Source organism: Allocatelliglobosispora scoriae (assembly GCF_014204945.1).
Classification (GTDB): Bacteria; Actinomycetota; Actinomycetes; order Mycobacteriales; family Micromonosporaceae; genus Allocatelliglobosispora; species Allocatelliglobosispora scoriae.
In genome coordinates this window covers 4,429,768-4,444,177 of record NZ_JACHMN010000002.1, presented here as the reverse complement: position 1 = coordinate 4,444,177, position 14,410 = coordinate 4,429,768, and the positions used below count along the sequence as shown (strand labels likewise).

16 protein-coding genes are annotated in these 14,410 nt (G+C 68.2%); 6 read left to right on the top strand and 10 right to left on the bottom strand.

All coding sequences use genetic code 11. From position 1 onward, the window contains the following. Nucleotides 1-9: 9 nt before the first annotated feature. Nucleotides 10-462 carry a MarR family winged helix-turn-helix transcriptional regulator gene (locus tag F4553_RS25775; RefSeq protein WP_184840094.1) on the bottom strand — a complete coding sequence of 151 codons (453 nt, stop codon included), beginning with the start codon at nucleotides 460-462 and terminating at the stop codon, nucleotides 10-12. A gap of 129 nt (nucleotides 463-591) precedes the next feature. On the opposite strand from F4553_RS25775, the gene F4553_RS25770 reads away from it, so the two are divergent. Then, nucleotides 592-3,732 (top strand): efflux RND transporter permease subunit, encoded by a 3,141-nt coding sequence (locus tag F4553_RS25770; RefSeq protein ID WP_184840092.1) that lies wholly within the window; start codon nucleotides 592-594, stop codon nucleotides 3,730-3,732. 213 nt (nucleotides 3,733-3,945) lie between these two features. On the opposite strand, the gene F4553_RS25765 is transcribed toward F4553_RS25770, so the two are convergent. Then, the gene (locus F4553_RS25765; RefSeq protein WP_184840091.1) at nucleotides 3,946-4,200 is read right to left on the bottom strand and encodes a WhiB family transcriptional regulator; all 255 of its coding nucleotides are present in this window, start codon (nucleotides 4,198-4,200) and stop codon (nucleotides 3,946-3,948) included. 369 nt (nucleotides 4,201-4,569) lie between these two features. Next, nucleotides 4,570-5,484: a diacylglycerol/lipid kinase family protein gene (locus F4553_RS25760; RefSeq protein WP_184840089.1), complete on the bottom strand. Its 915-nt coding sequence runs from the start codon at nucleotides 5,482-5,484 to the stop codon at nucleotides 4,570-4,572. 23 nt (nucleotides 5,485-5,507) lie between these two features. On the opposite strand from F4553_RS25760, the gene F4553_RS25755 reads away from it, so the two are divergent. Beyond that, nucleotides 5,508-5,933 (top strand): hypothetical protein, encoded by a 426-nt coding sequence (locus F4553_RS25755; RefSeq protein ID WP_184840087.1) that lies wholly within the window; start codon nucleotides 5,508-5,510, stop codon nucleotides 5,931-5,933. A gap of 10 nt (nucleotides 5,934-5,943) precedes the next feature. Here F4553_RS25755 and F4553_RS25750 read toward each other — a convergent pair whose 3' ends face one another. Together F4553_RS25750 and F4553_RS25745 are read right to left on the bottom strand one after the other, a co-directional pair. Next, entirely contained in the window at nucleotides 5,944-6,363 is a 420-nt protein-coding gene (locus F4553_RS25750) for an ATP-binding protein (protein ID WP_312875362.1), read from the bottom strand. A 170-nt stretch (nucleotides 6,364-6,533) separates the two neighbouring features. Further along, complete coding sequence (locus tag F4553_RS25745; RefSeq protein ID WP_184840085.1) at nucleotides 6,534-6,755, bottom strand: hypothetical protein; 222 nt, start codon at nucleotides 6,753-6,755, stop codon at nucleotides 6,534-6,536. A gap of 289 nt (nucleotides 6,756-7,044) precedes the next feature. Here F4553_RS25745 and F4553_RS25740 point away from each other — a divergent pair, with 289 nt between their 5' ends. Both F4553_RS25740 and F4553_RS25735 read left to right on the top strand, forming a co-directional pair. Continuing rightward, nucleotides 7,045-7,899 (top strand): helix-turn-helix domain-containing protein, encoded by an 855-nt coding sequence (locus F4553_RS25740; protein ID WP_184840083.1) that lies wholly within the window; start codon nucleotides 7,045-7,047, stop codon nucleotides 7,897-7,899. A gap of 19 nt (nucleotides 7,900-7,918) precedes the next feature. Continuing rightward, complete coding sequence (locus tag F4553_RS25735) at nucleotides 7,919-8,119, top strand: DUF397 domain-containing protein (protein WP_184840082.1); 201 nt, start codon at nucleotides 7,919-7,921, stop codon at nucleotides 8,117-8,119. A 308-nt stretch (nucleotides 8,120-8,427) separates the two neighbouring features. Here F4553_RS25735 and F4553_RS25730 read toward each other — a convergent pair whose 3' ends face one another. Then, nucleotides 8,428-8,856 (bottom strand): GNAT family N-acetyltransferase, encoded by a 429-nt coding sequence (locus F4553_RS25730; RefSeq protein ID WP_184841248.1) that lies wholly within the window; start codon nucleotides 8,854-8,856, stop codon nucleotides 8,428-8,430. A gap of 53 nt (nucleotides 8,857-8,909) precedes the next feature. Continuing rightward, nucleotides 8,910-9,305 (bottom strand): superoxide dismutase, Ni, encoded by a 396-nt coding sequence (sodN, locus tag F4553_RS25725; RefSeq protein ID WP_184840080.1) that lies wholly within the window; start codon nucleotides 9,303-9,305, stop codon nucleotides 8,910-8,912. An 84-nt stretch (nucleotides 9,306-9,389) separates the two neighbouring features. On the opposite strand from sodN, the gene F4553_RS25720 reads away from it, so the two are divergent. After that, nucleotides 9,390-9,692 (top strand): S24/S26 family peptidase, encoded by a 303-nt coding sequence (locus F4553_RS25720; RefSeq protein WP_281395056.1) that lies wholly within the window; start codon nucleotides 9,390-9,392, stop codon nucleotides 9,690-9,692. Nucleotides 9,693-9,878: 186 nt separating this feature from the next. After that, nucleotides 9,879-10,979 (top strand): NAD(P)-dependent malic enzyme, encoded by a 1,101-nt coding sequence (locus F4553_RS25715; protein WP_184841246.1) that lies wholly within the window; start codon nucleotides 9,879-9,881, stop codon nucleotides 10,977-10,979. 87 nt (nucleotides 10,980-11,066) lie between these two features. Here the strand turns inward: F4553_RS25715 and F4553_RS25710 are convergent, their stop codons facing one another. The 3 genes from F4553_RS25710 to F4553_RS25700 all read right to left on the bottom strand — a co-directional run bounded on the left by F4553_RS25710 (nucleotide 11,067) and on the right by F4553_RS25700 (nucleotide 14,338). Further along, nucleotides 11,067-11,795: a sirohydrochlorin chelatase gene (locus F4553_RS25710; RefSeq protein WP_184840076.1), complete on the bottom strand. Its 729-nt coding sequence runs from the start codon at nucleotides 11,793-11,795 to the stop codon at nucleotides 11,067-11,069. Next, nucleotides 11,785-12,492, bottom strand: coding sequence for a phosphoadenylyl-sulfate reductase (locus tag F4553_RS25705; RefSeq protein WP_184840074.1), 708 nt, complete (start codon nucleotides 12,490-12,492; stop codon nucleotides 11,785-11,787). Before F4553_RS25705 ends, F4553_RS25710 begins: the two co-directional genes overlap by 11 nt. Nucleotides 12,493-12,649: 157 nt before the next feature. Beyond that, nucleotides 12,650-14,338, bottom strand: a complete 1,689-nt coding sequence (locus F4553_RS25700; protein ID WP_184840072.1) for a nitrite/sulfite reductase — start codon at nucleotides 14,336-14,338, stop codon at nucleotides 12,650-12,652. Between the last annotated feature and the right edge of the window lie 72 nt (nucleotides 14,339-14,410).

Sequence of the window (14,410 nt, the reverse complement as noted above, 5' to 3'; positions counted from 1 at the left end):
CACGTCGGATCAACGATCCGCGGCGGCCTCCGCGCTCATCGCCCGGTGCATGATCTCCATCGCCCGCTCCACCGTCTGCAGCTCGTCGATGTCGAGGCGGAGCAGCAACCGCCGCTGGTGCTCGGTGCCCGCGTCGACGAGCTTGTCGATGAGCTGCCGGCCGCTCTCGGTGAGCTCGACGCGGCGTACCCGCCGATCTTGTGGATCTTCGCGGCGGGTGACCAGGTCGGCCGCGACGAGCCGGTCCACGATGCCGGTCATGGTCGCGAGCGTCACACCGAGCACTCCCACGAGCTCCTGACCGCCCGCTCCGCCCTTGGTCGCGAGGATCAGCATGACCTTGAGCTGCGGCATGGTGAGGTTGAGCTCGAAGAAGGGATTGGATCTATCGCTGGCGAGCATGTGCTGGAACCGCTGCTGCAGATCCATGATCCGGGCGATGGCCAGGTCTTTCTCGCTCATCCAGCGCCTCTCACGACCCCTACGGGCTTCCCTTAGGGGTGAGCCTAACAGCTACCCCGGGCAACGTTAACAGTTCGTGTCGGGCAAACTATTGAGGTCGCACTAAAAACTACTCCCCCCGGAGTTGAGATGTCAGCACTCTCCAGACTCAGCCTTGCCAACCGCGGACTGACCGCGCTCGTCGCCGTGATCATCACGATCTTCGGCCTTATCTCGATTCCCTCGCTGAAACAGCAGCTCTTCCCATCGCTGGACTTCCCGGCCGCCTTCGTCTCGGCGATCTATCAGGGCGCCTCGCCCGACGTCGTCGAGCAGCAGGTCACCGACCCGATCGAGAAGGCGCTGCAGGGCACGCCCGGCCTCTCGAAGATCACCTCGACCACCCGCGAGGGTTCGGCCACCATCCAGATCGAGTTCGAGTTCGGCACCGACCTCGACGACTCGGTCGCCAAGATGCAGACCGCGCTCAACCGGATCGACGCGCAGCTCCCGGCCGGGGTCGACCCCGCGGTCTTCGCGGGCAGCACCGACAACTTCCCGGTGGTGATCCTCGCCGCCAGCGGCGGCGCTGACGAGCGCGAGCTCGCCGACAAGCTCGGCAAGCTGGTCGTCCCCGAAATTCAAGCCATCGACGGGGTACGCCAGGCGGAGCTCTCCGGCGACCGCCAGCAGCAGATCGTCATCACCCCGAACCTGCTCAAGCTCGCCCAGGCCGGTCTCGACCCGTCGGTGATCGCCACCGCCCTGCGCAGCAACGGCATCGTGATTCCCGCCGGCACCCTGACCGAGGGCGAGAAGAGCCTCACGGTCCAGGTCGGCACCCCGCTCGCCACGCTCGACGACCTCAAGGGCATCTACCTGAGCCGGCCGGCGGCGCCCGGCACCACACCGGCCGCCCCCGTGCGGCTCGACTCGGTCGCCTCCGTCGAGGAGCAGCTCGCCCCGCAGACGGCGATCACCCGGACCAACGGCAAGCCGAGCCTGAGCATCATGGTCACGGCCACCCCCGACGGCAACGCGGTCGGCATCTCCAACGAGATCCGCGACCGCCTGCCGGAGCTGACCGCGAAGCTCGGCGCGGGCGCGGCGCTGACGCCGATCTTCGACCAGGCTCCCTATGTCGAGAAGTCGATCGAAGGGCTCACCACCGAGGGCCTGCTGGGCCTCGCGATGGCGATCATCGTCATCCTGGTCTTCCTGCTCTCGGTCCGGTCGACGATCGTCACCGCGGTCTCGATCCCGCTCTCGGTGATCATCGCCCTGATCGCGCTGAAGGTCGGCGACTACTCGCTCAACGTGCTGACCCTGGGTGCGCTCACGATCGCGATCGGCCGGGTGGTCGACGACTCGATTGTCGTGCTGGAGAACATCAAGCGCCACCTCGCCTATGGCGAGGAGAAGCGTGAAGCGATCCTCACCGCCGTCAAGGAGGTCGCGGGCGCCGTGACCGCCTCGACCCTCACCACGGTCGCCGTCTTCTCGCCGATCGCCCTGGTGGGCGGCTTCGTCGGCCAGCTCTTCTCCAGCTTCGCGATCACCATCACGGTCGCCCTGCTCGCCTCGCTGGTCGTCTCGCTGACGATCATCCCGGTGCTCGCCTTCTGGTTCCTCAAGACCTCCGACGGTCCGGACCAGGAGAAGATCCGCCTGGCGGCCGAGGAGAAGGAGCGCAACAGCTGGCTCCAGCTCGCCTACGTCCCGGTGATCAAGTTCGCCACCCAGAAGCGCGTCGCCACGCTGCTCGTGGGCGTCGTCGTCTTCCTCGGCACCGTCGGCCTCGGCGGCCTGTTGAAGACCAACTTCTTCGACTCGTCGGGCGAGAGCACGCTCAGCGTCACCCAGAAGCTGCCCGTCGGCACCAGCATCACCACGACCGACGCCGCGGCGAAGAAGATCGAGGACGTGCTGGCGAAGTCCGAGGGCGTCAAGACCTACCAGGTCACCATCGGCTCCGGCAGCAACCCCTTCGCCGGCGGTGCCGGTGTGGCGACCGCCACCTTCGCGATCACCCTCGACGACGACGTCGTCGCGGGCGACGTGCAGGAGCGGCTCCGCGAGGAGATCGCCGCGTCGGGCGCGGCGGGCGAGATCAAGGTGGACGGTGGCAGCGGTGGCGGCGGCTTCTCCGCGACCGCGCTGCAGGTCATCGTCAAGGCTGACGATCAGGCGGTCCTCAAGACCGCGACCGAGCAGGTACGCCAGGCGATGTCCGAGGTCGCCGACGTGAAGGACGTCACCAGCGACCTCGCGGCGAGCTCGCCCCGCATCCAGGTGACCGTCGACAAGGAGGCCGCCGCGAAGGCAGGCCTCTCCGAGTCGGCCATCGGCCAGACGGTCGCGGGCGCCTTCCGGGGTGCCCCGCTCGGCCAGTTCACCGTCGACGGTCGCCAGCAGACACTGCTGCTCAACCTCGGCGCGGCACCGACCACGGTCGACCAGGTCAAGGCCCTGCGGCTGCCCAGCGCGGCCGGGCTGATCGCGCTCGGCACGGTGGCGAAGGTGGAGCAGGTCGACGGTCCGCAGCAGATCGTGCGGATCGACGGGGACCGGACGGTCACCGTCAACGGCACCGCCACCGGGGCCAACCTGCAGAAGACGACGACCGACCTGACCACGAAGCTCGACGGCCTGAAGCTGCCGGAGGGCGCCAGCTACTCCATCGGCGGTGTCAGTGCCGACCAGGCCGACGCGTTCGCCGACCTCGGGCTGGCGATGCTCGCGGCGATCGCGATCGTCTTCATCATCATGGCGGCGACCTTCCGCAGCATGATCCAGCCGCTGATCCTGCTCGTCTCGGTGCCCTTCGCCGCGACGGGTGCGATCATCCTGCTCCTGCTGACGGGGACGGCGCTCGGTGTCCCGGCGATGATCGGCATGCTGATGCTGATCGGCATCGTCGTCACCAACGCGATCGTGCTGCTGGACCTCATCAACCAGTACCGGGAGCAGGGCGCGTCCGTCTCCGAGGCGGTGATCGAGGGTGGACGGCGTCGACTTCGCCCCATCCTGATGACCGCGGTGGCGACGATCTTCGCACTGCTGCCGATGGCACTGGGGCTCACCGGCAGCGGCGGATTCATCTCGCAGCCGTTGGCGGTCGTCGTGATCGGCGGTCTGCTCAGCTCGACGATTCTGACGCTGGTGCTCGTACCGACCCTCTATGTGATGGTGGAGGGCCGCCGCGAGCGCAAGGCGGCGAAGCGGGCCGCGCGGGCCGGAGCGACCGTGCCGGCACAGCACGAAGCGGGATCCGAGCCGATCTCCGTTTAGGACCGAAACAACTAATGCGGGCCACCCGAAAGGGTGGCCCGCATTAGTTGTTCATCCGATCCTCCATTGTGGCCGGATCGGGTTGCGCTAGAACAGATGTTCGAATAAGGTGGAGCTGTGATCGCAGACACCCCCGGACATGGCAAACGCCCCGGGGAAACCTATTCCCGGGGCGTTGCCGTTGTAATGCGGTGTGTGCGGCTGGGGTCCAGCTCAGAGAGCGGCAGCGCGAACTCGCAGGCCACCGCGACGCTTAACGGCACGTCGCTCCTCTTCACTCATTCCGCCCCAGACGCCGGCGTCCTGACCGGTCTCGAGTGCCCACTGGAGGCACGCGTCGGTCACGGTACAGCGCCGGCAGACCGCCTTCGCCTGCTCGACTTGCAGAACCGCAGGCCCGCTCGTCCCGATGGGGAAGAACAATTCCGGGTCCTCGTCGCGGCAGATTGCACGATGGCGCCAGTCCATGGCGGCAACACTCCTTGTTTGGGATGACCAATATGTTTCGGCGTAACTCGTCGCGCACGGCAGGGATCGACATCACCGTGAGTCACGGATTGCTACGAAACCTGATAATGCGAGAGCGGGCAGCATTGCTGCACTCGATACGCTTGTGAATGCTTTCACGAACTCCCACGATGTCAAGGGGGGTGAGCGGAAAAGGACCGGTCGGGTGAGCAAGCTCACGACCCTTTTGTCCGGATCACCAGGAGTTACCCCGACCCCCGACTGCGACAGTCAGTAATCAATGTAGTACGCTCCGCGCCCCGACACCAGCATTTCGGACTTGTGTCATTTGTGCGCGTCGCCACTTACATCAGCATTGACAGTGCGCCTTTAGCAGATTACTCGTAACGCGTTGGGGACTGAGGAGAAACGAACCATCTCGCGTTCCCCTAAGTAGTCTCCATCAACTTGAAACGCTTGCGGCGTCGTAGAAGTAACGGTGAACTCCGCGAGATCGTGCCAGCGGGCGACCTGACGCCCCTGGGGGTCACCCTCGAGAGACAGGATCTGGGTGATGGTGCGTGCGGTGGCCGTCACACGGAGCGCACGAATTGCCAACACATCGAGGCCCTTGTCGAAGGACGCGTCCGGGGATGCGTTCAGCGGGCGATCGCCGATGTAGGTCCACGGCGCGGTGTTCTGAATGATCATGCTGGCGAGCTCCGCCTCGGCCGGCTCCCCCGGCACCTCCAGCGCCATCGATCGACGGTGCCGCTCGAAGAGGAACTCGCTCAGGGTCGACCGCATGTAGAGCAGGGGCGTGGAGCGATGGCCGCGCAGCCGCGCCTTCTCCACCCGGCGTACGACGCCCGCATCGAGCCCCAGACCGGCGCAGAAGGTGAAGTAGCGATCATCGGCCAGGCCCAGCCCGACAGTCCGGCTACGGCCCTCTCGCAGGGCCTGCAGCAGCACGCCGGTCGCCTCGGACCACTCCCGGGGAAGGCCCAGCGCCCGCGCGAAGACGTTCGTCGATCCACCCGGCACCACCGCGAGCGCGGGGCGCACCTTCTGGTCGACCGCCATCAGACCGTTGACGACCTCGTTGACGGTGCCGTCACCGCCGAGGGCGACGACGAGCTCGATCCCCGCGTCCGCCGCCTCCCGGGCGAGCGAGCCGGCGTGCCCGCGCATGCGGGTGTAGCCCATCTCGAGGTCCACCTCGCTACGCAGCGCGCCGGCCAGCACATCGCGGCTGCGTGCGCTGGTCGTGGTGGCCTTCGGGTTGACGACGAGGAGGGCTCGCATGGTGGGCACGGTACCTTGTGGGGGTGAGCACCCCAGACAGCGCTGGCACACCGACCGCAGGCCGGGCCCTCGCCGAGTCCCGTCCCGTCCCGACTCTCCGCGCGGCCGTCCTGCTGCTCGGCGCGCAGTCGGCAGCCCTCGTCGGCATCGCGCTCTGGCTCGTCTATGCCGAGCTGACCGCGACCGAGGCCGACGACAAGCTCGCCTGGGCGGTCACCGGCTCGGCGGCGATCGGCGCCGCGCTCTTCGGGCTCTACGCCTTCGGCCTCGCCCGCCGCTGGCCCCTCGTCCGCGGCCTGGCGGTCGGCACGGAGCTGATCGTGCTCGCCCCGGCGTACTACATGATCACCGGCGGCCTCGCCTGGCTCGGCGTGGTGATCGCGGTCATCTGCCTGGCGACGATGGGCGCCCTGATCGCCCCCACCACCAGCCGCGCCCTGGGTTACTAGGCCCGGGCGGTCACTTGCCCTGGCGGCGGGTGACCATCCGGATCCGGGCGACCCCGTCGGTCACGTCCGCCTCGGCCTGGGCCGTGAGCGACGTCAGCACCTGCCACGGGAAGCTCTGCGGACCGGGCAGCGAGGTGCCGGGCTTGATCGGCGCACTGATGGTGATCAGCAGCTCCACCTCGCCGATCGCGAACCGGCACTGCAGCAGCGAGCCGCGCGGTGTGATGACGAGCAGCATCGCGCACGCCTCGTCGACGGCGATGCGCAGATCCTCGATCCGGTCCAACGGGTACTGCAGGCGCGCCGCGAGACCGGCTGTCGCCGTCCGCAGGACACCCAGGTAGCCGCCTTCGGCGGGCACGGTAAGGCAGACGACGTCGTCATCGTCGTCCGCGACGTTCGCCTCAACAGCATGGGCCAGCTTGTCCACCGAAGCCCTCCCCCCGGGCAGGGACTTTAGCCCACCATGTGCCGAGTTGCTGGAGCGGCCAGTGTTTCATTCTTCAATCAATATCCGAAAGGGCGCGGCCGCTTGAGCGCACGCCCCACGGCGCACCCCGGCCTCCCCCCACCATCGCCCAGCCCAGCGGCCTCGACGGGTCACCCGCCGGCGGAGGCACCGACGAGCAGATCCGTCCGGTGATAGGTGCGCCCGTGCGCGGCGATGACCTGCCCGGCGAAGATGACGAGGGGGCAGCTGGTGTGCCAGACGAAGCGGGCCCAGAGTTCCTCGCAGCCCAGACAGAGCCCGTCCGGCCCGACGCGGTGCAGCATGATCAGGTGCGTCATGGCGTCGAGGACCTCTTCGGCCGCCTCCGTCATGGCCGGAGCTCCTTACGCGCCCCCGCGACCTGCTCCAACATCGCAGCCCCTCTCACGGGCCATCACTTACATCCCAGTGACACTCTTCACATCGTCGCAAGCAAATTGCGCTATTGCAAGAATCCATCCCGGCTGATTTGGCGTGCGCTTCATGCTTGTGCGGACCGCACGGGGGCGGAACACTCGCGATAGGAGCGCCCGTCATGTGGTCGCTGGGTAGGCGTACGACACCAGTGACCACATGGCGGGCGCTCCGAGACGGACGCGTCGCGCAGAAGGAGTTGTAGTTATGGCAGAGGGCAGCCCGACAGTCAGGCGGCGCCGACTGGGCCTCATCCTGCGGGAGATGCGGGAGCACACGGGGATGACCGGCGACGAGGTCGGCACCGCGATGGAGCGCTCGGCATCATGGGTGAGCCGGATCGAGATCGGCAAGCAGGGGATGCGGATCCGGGACCTGCGGGACCTGCTCGCCCTCTACGAGGTCAATGACGAGAAGCTGCGCTCGGACCTGGAGGAGCTCGCCCGGGAGGGCAAGGCCCGAGGCTGGTGGAACAAGTACGGCGAGGCGGTCACCGGGCCGTACTCCGCCTACATCGGATTCGAGGCCGAGGCGAGCGAGCTGCTCAGCTACGAGACCGTCGTCATGCCCGGCCTGCTGCAGACCGAGGACTACGCCCGGGCGCTCTTCTCCAATGTCCACCCGCCGCACAGCGGCGACCAGGTCGAGCAGCGCGCCCGCATCCGGATGGCCCGGCAGGCGCTGCTGAACCGCGTCGATCCGGTACGACTCTGGGCGATCATGGATGAGTCTGTCGTATACCGGCGTATCGGCGATAGTCAGGTTATGCACGATCAACTAAAGCACCTGATTGAGCTCGCCCAGCTGCCGAATGTCACTCTCCAGATTGCTCCATTCACAGCGGGTGCATATCCGGGCGCGGTCCACTCATTCTCAGTTCTGCGATTTCCACAGGCGGCCGACCCAGATTTGGTGTACATAGAAGACTGGGGCGGCGGCGCGTTTGCAGAAGGCGATGACGCTCGCCGCTACCATGATGTTTTCAACCACCTGCGAGCCGCAGCACTGAGTCCGATCCAATCAGTAGAGATGATTCGGAGAGAGCTCAACGCCGCGGCCTGACAACACGAAGGAGCGCGGCATGACCGCCCTCAACAGCACCTGGCGCAAGAGCAGCAAGAGCGGCGACAACGGTGCCTGCGTCGAGGTTCGCTACACCGGCGAATCCATCGAGGTCCGCGACACCAAGAACCGCTCCGGCGGCCAGCTCTCCTTCACCGCGGAGGAGTGGCACGCCTTCATCTCGGGCGTGAAGCACCTGGAGTTCGACCGTCCCGCCTGAGGCACCACGACGGCCCGCCAACCCCGGGCCCTAGACACAACTAAACATGAAGGCGACCCCTAAATCGGGGTCGCTGTCTGCGTTATTGGGGCTTGATTACCTTCCGCAATGTCATGGATACAGGAAGTCAAGCCCCACCCATCTGGAATCGCCCTGTCATTTGGAGTTCACCTCCAGGAATTCTTCGCCTATTCCACGCTGCAATTTGCATGCGTGATGATTACGCTACGTCCACCTTTGTTGTCGGAGCGTGTTCAGCGAAGTCCATAGTGACGGCCAAGCGCCATTTGACAGGGCTCAAGCACGATTCACTCGGAAGAGGCCAACTCCGCGAGCGCGTCCCCGCCGATGCGATAGGGCACCCACTCGTCCATCGGCACCGCGCCAAGCCCGTCGTAGAAGCCCCTGGCGGGATTCCAGTGCAGAACCCACCACTCCAGTCGCGTGTAGCCGCGCTCCACGCAGCGAGCCGCCAGGGTGGCGAGAAGGGCCTTCCCCGCACCGGTCCCCCGGGCCGCCGGCCGGACGTAGAGGTCCTCCAGGTAGATCCCGTGGACACCGTCCCAGGTGGAGAAGTTGAGGAACCACAGCGCCATGCCGACGGGCTCGTCCTCGGCGCCGACCACCACGTCGCAGAAGAGCGTGGGCGAGCGGCCGAAGAGCGCCTGGACCAGCTGGTCCTCAGTGAGCGTGCACGACTCGGGCGCCTTCTCGAAGAGGGCGAGTTCGTGCACCATCGAAACGACGGCCGGCACGTCCTCAGGACGCACCGGCCGCACGACTAAACCGCTCACGCCTGCTTCGTCTCCCAGAAGATCTTGGCAATCTCGTCGATCTTCTGGAGCAGCTGCTCGGCGATGGCCGGGTCCGCCGAGCCCTTGGCCCCGCTCGCGCCGGCCAGCTTCGTCGCCTCGTTGAAGAGGGTGTGGAGCTGCGGGTACTTCTCGAAGTGCGGCGCCTTGAAGTAGTCGGTCCACAGTACCCACAGGTGGTGCTTGACCAGCTCGGAGCGCTGCTCCTTGATGATCAGCGCACGCGTGCGGAACTCCGGGTCCGTGTTGGCCTGGTACTTCTCGGCGACGGCCTTGATGGACTCCGCCTCGATGCGGGCCTGGGCCGGGTCGTAGACGCCGCACGGCAGGTCGCAGTGCGCGCTGACCACGGTCTTGGGAGCAAAGAAGCTCATAGGGATCCTCCATGACTCGGTACAAGTGATCCTTCCCGCTCAACCTACCCTCGGTGGGACGATCAGCACGCGCGGAGGTCCGGATTGCGAAAGTGGTGGGCGGTAGCCGTACACGGGCCCTCGATGGCCCCGACGCTGCGGCACGGTGACGCGCTGCTCGCCCGGCGCGGGGCGAGGGTCCGACCGGGCGACGTCGTCATCGCCAGATTCTCCGCACGTCCGGAGATAGGGCTCGTCGTCAAGCGGGCGGTCCGTCCCGAGGCGGGCGGCTGGTGGTTGGAGGGCGACAACTCCCTGGTCACCGACGACTCCCGCAGCTACGGCGTCGCGGTCGTCGAGGCACGTGTGATGTTTTGCTACTGGCCCCGACCTCGCTTCATCAACTGAGGGCGCATTAGACTTTTACACAGCTCGGGTGACCCCCGCGTAACGCACCACACCGCCGCCTTGCGTCAGTGCTGACCATGGGTTCTGCGCAGTCGGCATACGTTGTTGTCGACTGTCGCGGTCGATGTTGCGCTGGGAGTGATCGTGAACGACCAAGAAGTCTTTGATCTGCATCGTGGCGGCAAGATGGCGATGAACGCCACGGTCGGCCTCGCCAACCGGGACGACCTGTCCCTCGCCTACACCCCCGGCGTCGCCGTGGTCTGCGAGGCGATCGCCGCCGACCCCGAGCTGACCAGGGAATACACCTGGACCGGCAACACCGTCGCCGTCGTCTCCGACGGTTCGGCCGTGCTCGGCCTCGGCAACATCGGTCCTCGGGCCGCCATGCCGGTGATGGAGGGCAAGGCGATCCTCTTCAAGCAGTTCGGCGGGGTCGACGCCGTCCCGATCTGCCTCGACACGCAGGACACCGAGCAGATCATCGAGACGGTGACCGCGCTCGCTCCCTCCTTCGGCGGCATCAACCTGGAGGACATCTCCGCGCCCCGCTGCTTCGAGATCGAGCGGCGCCTCGACGACGCGCTGCCCATCCCGGTCTTCCACGACGACCAGCACGGCACGGCGATCGTGGTGCTCGCGGCGCTGCGCAACGCGGCCCGGCTGCTCACCCGCGACCTCGGCGACCTGCGCGTCGTCGTGTCGGGCGCGGGCGCGGCGGGGATCGCCGTGACGAAGATGCTGATCGCGGGCGGGGTCGACCCGGCCCGGGTGATCATCTGCGATTCGAAGGGCACCCTCTACTCGGAGCGGGCCGACCTCGGTGGCGACTCGGAGAAGGGCCGGCTCGCCCGGCTCACCAACCTGAGCCGGCTGAGCAACGGCATCGAGGGCGCCCTCATCGGCGCCGACGTGCTCATCGGCGTCTCCGGCGGGCAGATCGCCGAGTCCTCGGTCGCCGCCATGGCCGCCGACGGCATCATCTTCGCGCTCGCCAACCCCACCCCCGAGGTCCACCCCGAGATCGCCGGGCGCCACGCCGCGATCGTCGCGACCGGCCGCAGCGACTTCCCCAACCAGATCAACAACGTGCTCGCGTTCCCGGGGATCTTCCGGGGCGCTCTCGACGCCCGGGCCCGCTCGATCACCGAGCGGATGAAGCTCGCCGCCGCGGACGCGATCGCCGGGCTGGTCGCGGACGACCTGCTCCCCGACCGGATCGTTCCGAGCCCGCTGGACCCGCGCGTCGCGGCGGCCGTGAGCGCCGCGGTGGCCCACGCCGCCTGAGGCAGCAAGCCGGAGCCCCCGAGGCGTTCCTCGGGGGCTCCGGCTTCTTTAGGACCAACTCTTGAAGAGTTGTGGCGATTCTTCCGGCTACGCCGCGGCGAGCTGCGCGACGCGGGCCTGGGTGGCGGCGTCGACGCGGGCCAGGATGAGGCGGGCGAGATCCCAGGACGCACCCAGTGGTTCGGCGACACCGATCGCCCCACCGGCGAGCGCGCTCGCGACGACCGTGTCGTAGAGGCGTCCCTGAGCGAGGAAGTAGGCGGAGACCGCCACCCGGCGCGCGCCACGGTCGCGCAGCGCGGCGACCGCCTCCGCGCCCGTCGGCCCGGCCGCGCTCGCCCACGCCACCTCGACGGGGCAGCCCGAGCGCAGCGCGAGCGCAGCCGCGACATCGGTGACGGTGCCGCGCGCCTCGACGACCCGGGTTCCGGCCGCGGCGAGGACCACCGCGTCGAAGGAGTCGGTGGCGGCGACGAGCCGCCGGCTCAGTGCCCGCAGCAGCGGTTCGCTCGGCTCGCCGAGGGTGTCGGTGATCGTGACGTCGAAGTCGGCGACCTGCGCCGGCAGGTCGACCCGGCCGTGAAACGCCTTCGTCAGCAGCAGCGGCACGACGACGGGAGCGGGTCCACCCGCGTCCGCGAGGGCGCTCAGCACCTCGGCGGGCCGGGGTGGTGCCAGCTCCAGGAAGCAGACGCGCACGTCGAGACCGGGCCGCAGCGCGGCGACGACGCGGGCGAGCGCCCTGGTCGTCGCCGCCGCCGCCGGATCGCGTGATCCGTGGGCGGCGAGGACGACCGGGGGCGACTCAGGCAGCATGCAGACCGCATTCGGTCTTGTCGAACATCGCCCAGCGACCGGCGCGGGCATCCTCTCCCGCCTCGGTCCGCCGGGTGCACGGCCAGCAGCCGACCGAGCCGTAGCCCTGCTTGAGGAGCTGGTTGACCGGGATGTCGTAGCGCGCGATGTAGCTGTCGACATCGTCCTGGTTCCAGGTCGCGATCGGGTTGACCTTGACCTTGTTGCGGGCGTACTCGAAGTGCACGACGGGCGTCCGGGCGCGGGTCGGCGACTCGTCGCGGCGCAGGCCCGCACCCCAGGCCTCGTAGCCGGCGAGCGCCCGCTCCAGCGGCTCCACCTTGCGGATGGCGCAGCACTGGTCGGGGTCGCGGGCATAGAGGCGGGGACCGTACTGCTCGTCCTGCTCGGCGACCGTGATCGCGGGCTTCACGGAGATGACGGTGACGGGGATCGTCCGGGCCACCGTGTCCCGCACCCGCAGCGTCTCGCCGAAGTGCAGCCCGGTGTCGAGGAAGATGACTTCGATGCCGGGGACGACCCGGGAGGCGATGTGCGCGACGACGGCGTCGGCCATGGAGCTGGTGACGGCGAAGCGGGAGCCGAAGGTCTCGGCGGCCCACCCGATGATCTCCTCGGCGGGGGCGCCCTCCAGCGCCTTTCCGGCGCGGATCGAGATCTCGACCAATTCATCGACGGAACGTGTGGTCGCGCTCATGCTTGGCCTCCTGTGAGAGGGGTTCTCAGGCCGATCATTTTCAGAGAGAAGACGCGCGTGCAGGCGCGGCACTCCCACTCGCCGTGGTGGTCCTCGTGCGGGCGAAGGTCCTCGTCACCGCAGAACGGGCAGTAGAACGGCACCGCGCGCGACTCGCTCACCGCAGCACCTCCTCGTCGGCCCGGAGCACCCACTCGGCGAAGGCCTCGTCGGCGTCCTTGCGCCCGGCGAGATATTCCCTGGTCAGTCGCTCGACATAGGCGGGCAGCTCCAGCGCGGTCGTCTTCAGGCCGCGGACCTTGCGGCCGAAGCCGGGCTGCTGACCCTGGGCGAGGGCCAGGCCGCCGCCGAGGTGGATCTGGTAGCCCTCGACCATCTCGCCGTCGGGTCCCGGCACGAGCTGACCCTTCAGGCCGATGTCGGCGATCTGGGTACGCGCACAGGCGTTGGGACATCCGTTGACGTTCACCGAGATCGGCGCGACCAGCCCGGTGGCCTCGATGTGCGCCACGACCTCGGCGGCCTTCGCCTTCGTCTCGACGATGGCGAGCTTGCAGTACTCGATGCCGGTGCAGGCCATCGTGGAGCGCCGGATCGGGCTCGGGTTCGCCTCCAGCCCGATCTCCCGCAGCGCCACGACGAGCGAGTCCACCCGGTCGGCGGGGACGTCGAGCACGAGGAGCTTCTGGTGCGGGGTGAGGCGTACCCGGTCGGAGCCGTGCGCCTCGACGATGTCGGCGAGCTTGGCGAGGGCGGTGCCGGTGACCCGGCCGACGACCGGGGTGGCACCGACGTAGAAGAGTCCGTCGCGCTGCTCGTGCACACCCATGTGGTCGATCGGGCGGTCGGGCAGCTCGGGTGCGGGGCCGTCGAGCAGCGCGCGGCCGAGGAACTCCTGCTCCAGCACGCTGCGGAACTTCTCCACGCCCCAGTCGGCGACGAGGAACTTCAGCCGCGCCCGGGAGCGCAGCCGGCGGTAGCCGTAGTCGCGGAAGAGCTTGCAGACACCGACCCAGACGTCAGCGATCTCGTCGAGCGGGATCCACGCGCCCAGGCGCTGAGCGAGCATCGGGTTGGTCGAGAGCCCGCCGCCGACCCAGAGGTCGAAGCCCGGACCGTGCTCCGGGTGGACCACGCCGAGGAAGGAGATGTCGTTGGCCTCATAGGGCACGTCGGGTAGCCAGGAGACGACCGACTTGAACTTGCGGGGCAGGTTGGCGAGGGTCGGGTCGCCGATGAACCGGTCGACGATCTCGCGGATCGCCGGGGTGCCGTCGAGGACCTCGTCGGTGCTGATGCCCGCCACCGGGCTGCCGAGGACGACGCGGGGGGTGTCACCGCAGGCCTCGGTGGTGGACAGGCCCACGCCCTCGATCTCCTCCCAGATCGCCGGCATGTCCTCGACGCGGATCCAGTGGTACTGCACGTTCTGCCGGTCGGTCAGGTCGGCGGTGTCCCGCCCGTACTTGATCGAGACGTTGGCGATCGCGCGGAGCTGGCGGAGGTCGAGCTGGCCGCCGTCGACGCGGACCCGGAGCATGAAGTATTCGTCGTCGAGCTCGTGCGGCTCGAGCACGGCGGTGCGTCCGCCGTCGATCCCGGGCTTGCGCTGCGTGTAGAGCCCCCACCAGCGAAAACGACCCCGCAGGTCGGCGGGGTCGATCGAGGCGAAGCCACCCTTGGCATAGATGGTTTCGATCCGGGCCCGCACGTTGAGCCCGATGTCGTCCTTCTTGCTGCGCTCGTTGGGATTGAGGGGCTCCCGATGCCCGAGGGCCCACTGCCCCTCGCCGCGCGCGCGGCGGACCGGCTTGGCCGGGGAAGGTGTTCCGGTGCTGACCGCCATGGCGGCTGTCCTCCTGGGTCCGTTGCCACGACCGGCGGGGAGGCCGGTCAGCTTAGGTTTGGGGGGACACGC